We start from the raw sequence: 635 nt of genomic DNA, 5'->3' as shown, positions 1-635 counted from the left end.
GTGGCCGGACCTCTCATCAGCGTCTCCGACGACACCTCCGGGCCCGGTGACACCACCCCCCAGGTCATCTCTTCGACAGGGGGACACAGTCATGCCGGGGCCCGGAGGCCAGCGGCCCTCTTGCAGGACCGCGAAAAACATGACGGGGGTGTGACGGTCGCCGTAACCGGCCCGGCCGCGCGGGTTGGAGGTCACCTTGCCGAGTTCCCGCAGCACGCGGTGGCAGCGGGCCGCGTCGGAGGTCGCGCCGAGGCGTTCGAAGGCGGCGATCGGTGCGGCGAGCCGTACGGAAACGTCGTCGAGATCGGTGCGAGTGCGGGCGGCGCGTTCGGCGGCGAGGGCCGCGGGGTAGGGGCGGCCGATGTCGGTCCATCGTGCGGCCGCGAGGTCGAAGGCCGCCATCGCCGCGTCAGGGTCGGCCGCGCGCAGCAGCAGCCCGCGGCACAGGTGGTGTTCGGCGACGGCGCCGGGTGCGTCGCGGCCCTCGATCCCGGTGGCGTGGCGTGCGGCCAGGGCCTCGGCCTCCGCCAGCCGCCGCAGGGCGAGGAGGGTTTCGACGGCGGTGGGGACGAGGTCCCAGGCGTGGGCCCAGGCTTCCTTGCGGTCGAGGAAGGCGAGGAAGTCGTGCGGGTCGG

Annotated in this window: 1 pseudogene; it reads right to left on the bottom strand. The window is 74.2% G+C overall.

The features are described from left to right. Positions 1 to 635, bottom strand: a pseudogene (locus PUR61_RS29275) (hypothetical protein); the annotation flags it as partial.

This window comes from Streptomyces sp. BE20 (genome assembly GCF_036322525.1).
In the GTDB taxonomy this organism is placed as follows: Bacteria; Actinomycetota; Actinomycetes; order Streptomycetales; family Streptomycetaceae; genus Kitasatospora.
This window is presented reverse-complemented; position numbering and strand designations above follow the sequence as displayed.